Source organism: Okeania sp. SIO2B9 (genome assembly GCF_010672505.1).
GTDB classification, from domain to species: domain Bacteria; phylum Cyanobacteriota; class Cyanobacteriia; order Cyanobacteriales; family Microcoleaceae; genus Okeania; species Okeania hirsuta.
The window spans coordinates 1-5,848 of record NZ_JAAHGK010000387.1; the positions used below are offsets into that span (position 1 = coordinate 1).

A 5,848-nucleotide genomic window follows, 5' to 3' on the forward strand; every position below is an offset into this window, starting at 1 on the left:
CCACCACCGAGGGGCGATCGAGGTCCCACCTCGATCCGTACCCGCCCAACCTGTTCGGCCGACCAGTGGGTCAAGGGCGAAGAGACGAAGAATCCGCCGACACCACCACCGGCCAGCCAACCAACGTGGCGTGGCTACCGGTGCCGGTCGATGAGGGGCGGATTGTTCGGCGTCCCTTGACGCACGACCAGGAGGTCGAGCAACCAACCACCCGGCCACCCGTGCGCATGCCGTGGCCTGCACTCGTCCTCTACGGCGCCGGCCAGGTCGTGCTGGCGTACACCACCGTCGCGGGCCGCATCGAACACGCGATGGCTTGGCAGGTCTTCGCTGTCTGGGCGGTGTGCGGGGCGTGCCTGATCGCAGCAAACACGATCAGCAACCGGGCGAGGGCCCGCCGATGACCCGGACACACACACGACCCGAACGAACCGGCAGCGCAGGCATCGGTCGCCGGGCCGAGCGAAGCGAGGCCACGGGGCGGCCGGAGGCGGGAGCGGAGCGGGAGCCGCAGGCCAGCCCCAACGGCACGGGCTTGTCTCTGTGCCATAACGGGCCGCACCCGATCCCGACCCTCCCGGAGACCGTTCCAGGGTGGGAAGTCTAAAGTCAGGGTTGAGTGTTTCAAATACTCTGAATATATATTTTCAAAACTATAACGTTACAGATATATAATCTGAAGGGCTGAAAAATCACTCACTTCTGAATATATGTAATTTGTCAAAAAGTCATAGTCTCTAGTCTAGATTCAGTTCTCAGTATTCTAAAGACTCTCTCAAAACTATAACGTTATAGATTATCTGGTGTGGAGTGCTGAAAAATCACTCACTTCTGAATATATGTAATTTGTCAAAAAATCATAGTCTCTAGTCTAGATTCAGTTCTCAGTATTCTAAAGACTCTCTCAAAACTATAACGTTACAGATATATAGTCTGAAGGACTGAAAAATCACTCACTTCTGAATATATGTAATTTGTCAAAAAATCATAGTCTCTAGTCTAGATTCAGTGTCGTACCGAAAAATTAACTCTCGCTACCTTCTTCTTGCTTTTTACTACTAGAAAATATCAACCAAGCAGCAGCTAATAGAGTAAAATTTCCCAACAAAGTCATTGAAGCTTGAAGAGTAACCAACCATTCTAAATTAGGGTCATTATCAAAATAATGCCAAGTGCAGGCACACATCGCACTGACCAATGCAGGTAACATGGCAAAAGATAAACCATACCAGGCACGGTTATTAGTGACATTGCCATAGAGAGAAATAAACCAAATGGCAGCTATCCATTCAATAACGCTAGAAATATGAATAATCCAAGTAGGAATTGATAAAGCGTGCATATCCAAAAAATCTGAAAATTTAAGTATCAACTTTGGTGTTATATAAGGTTATATCAAAAGAATAAACTACTCAGACAAATGCGAGCAATTTTGTGTGGTTACTACGGAAAAGGTAATAGTGGGGATGAGGCATTATTAGCATCTTTGTTGCAGACGTTGCCCGATAATATTCAACCTTATGTTTTGTCTGGCAACCCCATCGAAACTCAAAAACAATATCAAGTCGAAGCAGGCGATCGCCTCAATACTTTTACTATTCTCCAGGCCATGAAACGTTCGGATGTATTTATCTGGGGGGGTGGAAGTCTGATTCAAGATGCTACCAGTATTGCTAGTCCTTTTTATTATGCCGGACTAATGGGAATTGCTCAAAAAATGGGCTTAAAAACAATTGCCTGGGCACAGGGTATTGGTCCTTTACATCATCAAAGTACCCAATTTTTGGCAAAGCAATGTTTTAAAGGTTGTACTGCGGTTAGTGTCAGGGATGCCAATTCGGCAAAAATAGTTGCCAAGTGGGAGATTCCTTTTACTTTAGCTCCTGACCCAGTTTGGGCTTTGGAAAGTTCCTCTGTCCCTGGTCTTTGGGATTTACCTGCGCCAAGAGTAGCGGTCAGTTTGAGACCTCACCCACAACTTACTCCGGCACGTTTAGCAATTTTAACTCAGGCTTTGGTTTCTTTTCAAAAGGCAACTAAAGCGTTTATTTTGTTGTTGCCTTTTCAACCGATAAAGGATTTAAAAATTGCTGAATCTATTCATCAAAAATTGCCTAATCATAGCAAGATTTTAACTATAGAAGACCCTAGAGTTTTGAAGGGAGTTTTTCGGGGTGTGGAAATGGTAATAGGTATGCGTTTTCACAGTTTAATTATGGGTTCTGCGGAGGAATGTCGTTGTTTTGCTATTAGTTACGACCCGAAAGTTAGTCAGTTAATGACTGAGTTGGAAATGCCTGGATGGGAATTAGCTGAATTGCCGGAAGATGCAAATTTAATTAGTAAGATGTGGATTGAAAATTATGCGAATGGGAATGCTTTGTTTCCAGAAAGGATAGATTTTTTGAGAGAGCGATCACTAATTCATCAAGAGGTATTATCTTCAATTAATAATTAATAATTAATAATTAATAATTGTAAGCATTCAGCAGTCAGCTATCAGCTATCAGCTATCAACCTTATTAATTTTAGTAGAAAATTTAAGCTTGCTGTTCTTGTGCTTCAATTCTTTGTTTAAAAATGTCGTATAAGTTAAGCAAATGCTTGGTTCATTTATTAAAAAGTTGTTTGCGCAGCACTCCGCACCGAAGAGCTGACCGCGAGCTAGCTGAATACTTACTAATAATTAGGGCTTGCTGATTAAATATTAAAACATTGACATACAAAGGTTTTAGCCTTTTTGTTGCGAAAAAAGTGTCAATTTTTAGCTCCGAATTGCGCAAAATACTAACATTTTGAGCAGACAAGGGCAGAAAAATTGAGCGACAATTCTTTCGGCTTCTTTCCCTATAATTCCCATTAATTCTGACTCCTGAATCCTGACTCCTCCCCTCACTTATAAGACTTTTTCAGCAAACCCTAAGTAGATAGAAGTCGTGCATTTTCAAGTCTGAATTATGATTCTTGATTTATCATTTTATTTTGTTTAGTAAATAGAACGTTAAATACATGGGATGTTTGATAATACTTACCGATAGGTAACTTAACTAGCTGATTAATTTCGTCTGAGGTAATTAAATAAGTTTCATATTTTAAGGATTCCATAAATTCTCTCAATTCTGTTTCATTAGTTCCCATTTGTTGTAATCCAAATTTATTAATTTCACAAATAATATAGGGAACATCATATTGATAAAGTGTATTTACTGCTCCTTTAATTACATCAAGCTCTGCTCCTTCAGTATCAATTTTAATCATTTTGATGTGACTAATATCTTTTTGCTGACTTAAAATATCATCAAGTGTAGATTGTTGAATATTTTGCATTGTTTGATTATCCAAACTTTTTTGATTGAATGGATGTTTACCGACATCCCACAAAGCATGACCGCCATCATTATCTTGATTAAAAAATAGTTGTGTTTGTTTCGTTTCTGAGCCAACAGCAAGATTAAATAAGCTAATATTGTTTAGATTGTTGAGACTAATATTCTCTAAGATTTTTTGATAATTTGATAATTCTGGTTCAAAAGCAAAAACTTTACCTTCAATGCCTACTATTTTTGCAGCTAAAATAGAATAATATCCAATATGAGCGCCAATATCAATAAAACAGTCACCATTTTGTAGAAATTTGCGAATTAATTGGAAGATTTCAGATTCATAAGCTCGCGCTTTTTGAAAAGAGTCAAGCATCAATTTTTGAGTAAATTTATGAGAATTTAGGGAGAGCTTTATTTCTTGCTGTTCAGAATTTAGATTGCGATTGGATATTGAGAATTTTGGTAGAATTTTATGAAGTTATAGTCGAACTATTTTTCCTCTGAATCATTGCCCAATATATATCTGGACCTACAGGCACATTAAATTGAATATCTAATACTTGTAAAACTTCAAACCCTGTTCTTTTAATTAAATCTAGCCACATCGTTTTTCCCAATACACTGTAGTGGTTTTTATTAGTTTGATGTTTGCAACTTGTATCAGGAGCAGGTACTTCTAAATATAGATAACCTTCGGGTTTAATAACTCTATAAATTTCCTGCAAAGTAAAATATGGAAAAATACTATGTTCTAAACAATGTCTGCACCAAACAAAATCAAAATAGTTATCTGCAAATTCTAGAAAAGATTGATCCATTTCATAAACTTGATAACCTTTTTGTTGGCAAATAGCTACATCTTCACTATTTAGAGTAATTCCAGTTGGTAAAAAACCATGTTTTTTAAATATTTCTAAAGCGACACCTTGACCACAACCAATATCTAATATTTTGGCTGCTGGTGGTAAAAATATTTGCTTTAGACATACATCAAACATTTGCTTAGTTATTTGATTATGAAGTTTGGTTGGAGGTTCGGGATAAGTATCATTTTTAATTTTTTCTAGAAAGTTCTCAATTTTTTTTATTTGTGATGGATTTAGTTTCATAATATATAGGCATTCAACAATTAATAATAATTAATAATTAATAATTAGGGCTTGCTGATTAATTATTAAAGTATTGAGATATAAAGGTTTGAGCATTTTTAAGGTCGAAAAAAGTGTGTCTTTTTGAGTTGAAAACGCTCAAAAAGCTAGTATTTTGGGCTGAATATGGCAGAAAAATCATTCTTACAATTGTTACTCAATCCAATAGACCAAGAGAAGAAATAATATTTCCTTATATTCAATTCTATAACGGTTTTAACCAGAGGTAATTATCAATTATCCATTATCCATTATTCATTAATGAACTACTCCCTATCTGAATTAGTGGTAAAAATTTACATCATTATCGTATAATTAGGGCTTACTGATTAAATCTAAAAGTATTGACATATAAAGACAAGTGCCTTTTTGGGGTCGGAAAAAGTACTCGGTATCACGTCTAAAACGCTCAAAAAGGAGCGTATTTTAGGCTCATAGTTGGGCAGAGAAATCAAGAGACAATTACTTTTACTCCTGCCTCCTCGCTCATTCCCATTTCTCCCCTCCACCGGAGGGGTTAGGGGTGGGTTGTCTCCTGTCTCCTGTCTCCTACCCCGGCAAAAAGACTTGATTCAGCAAACCTTAATTATAACGCAAAAATAGAGGTGTAAATTTTGGCAAGAGTCAGAGTAAGACAGCACGTTAATCCTTTCTCTAATAAATATCAAGAGTCAGTAACTCTACCAAATTTTAGTAATATTTATTCTGATTTAAATAAACCATTACATTTAGATATTGGTTGTGGTCGGGGTAAATTTTTATGGCAGATGGCACAGACAGAACCTGAGTGGAATTTTCTGGGTTTAGAAATTCGGGAACCATTAGTTATAGAGGCTAATAATTTGCTAAATGAACAGGGTTTTAATAATTTGCACTATTTATTTTGTAATGCCAATATCTCTCTGGAAAAAATATTACAATCTTTGCGAGAAGGAACATTACAAAGAGTCTCAATTTTATTTCCCGATCCTTGGTTTAAGAGACGTCATCAAATACGCAGAGTTGTGCAACCAAAATTAGTCGAAGATTTAGCAAATTATTTAACAGTTGGAGGAAAAGTTTTTCTCCATTCTGATGTAGAGAAAGTGGCAAGAGAAATGTGTAACCGCTTCTCTGCTCATAGTTCATTTTCTCGAAGTTCTGATGATTGGTTAACTGAAAATATTTTGCCAGTATTATCAGAAAGAGAAATTGTTACTTTAGCTAAAGATCAACCTGTGTATAGAGCTTTATTTGAGAAGGTCGTATTTGGTAGGTCGTAGGTGTTAGATTTAACCTTTAATTGGTGGGAAGATAATATAGAACTACTAGATGATTCGTGGAAACTTTCCTCTTCTATCGAGACTTTAGAAAAAAATAGATTAAAAATAATCTCAA

The 5,848-nt window shown here is 37.3% G+C and carries 6 protein-coding genes; 3 read left to right on the top strand and 3 right to left on the bottom strand.

Annotated features, from left to right (window positions below):
- On the top strand, positions 1 to 404 hold a 404-nt coding region (locus F6K13_RS15085; protein ID WP_287287767.1), incomplete at its 5' end, for a hypothetical protein.
- A 620-nt stretch (positions 405 to 1,024) separates the two neighbouring features.
- Here the strand turns inward: F6K13_RS15085 and F6K13_RS15090 are convergent.
- Positions 1,025 to 1,342 carry a DUF2499 domain-containing protein gene (locus tag F6K13_RS15090; protein ID WP_124145422.1) on the bottom strand — a complete coding sequence of 106 codons (318 nt, stop codon included), beginning with the start codon at positions 1,340 to 1,342 and terminating at the stop codon, positions 1,025 to 1,027.
- Positions 1,343 to 1,420: 78 nt separating this feature from the next.
- On the opposite strand from F6K13_RS15090, the gene csaB reads away from it, so the two are divergent.
- Positions 1,421 to 2,458: a polysaccharide pyruvyl transferase CsaB gene (csaB, locus tag F6K13_RS15095; RefSeq protein ID WP_124145414.1), complete on the top strand. Its 1,038-nt coding sequence runs from the start codon at positions 1,421 to 1,423 to the stop codon at positions 2,456 to 2,458.
- Positions 2,459 to 2,955: 497 nt separating this feature from the next.
- Here the strand turns inward: csaB and F6K13_RS15100 are convergent, their stop codons facing one another.
- Positions 2,956 to 3,696, bottom strand: coding sequence for an FkbM family methyltransferase (locus tag F6K13_RS15100; RefSeq protein WP_124145415.1), 741 nt, complete (start codon positions 3,694 to 3,696; stop codon positions 2,956 to 2,958).
- Between the two features lie 97 nt (positions 3,697 to 3,793).
- Positions 3,794 to 4,432, bottom strand: a complete 639-nt coding sequence (locus F6K13_RS15105; protein ID WP_124145416.1) for a bifunctional 2-polyprenyl-6-hydroxyphenol methylase/3-demethylubiquinol 3-O-methyltransferase UbiG — start codon at positions 4,430 to 4,432, stop codon at positions 3,794 to 3,796.
- 653 nt (positions 4,433 to 5,085) lie between these two features.
- Here F6K13_RS15105 and trmB point away from each other — a divergent pair.
- Positions 5,086 to 5,733: a tRNA (guanosine(46)-N7)-methyltransferase TrmB gene (trmB, locus tag F6K13_RS15110; protein WP_124145417.1), complete on the top strand. Its 648-nt coding sequence runs from the start codon at positions 5,086 to 5,088 to the stop codon at positions 5,731 to 5,733.
- Positions 5,734 to 5,848: the final 115 nt, after the last annotated feature.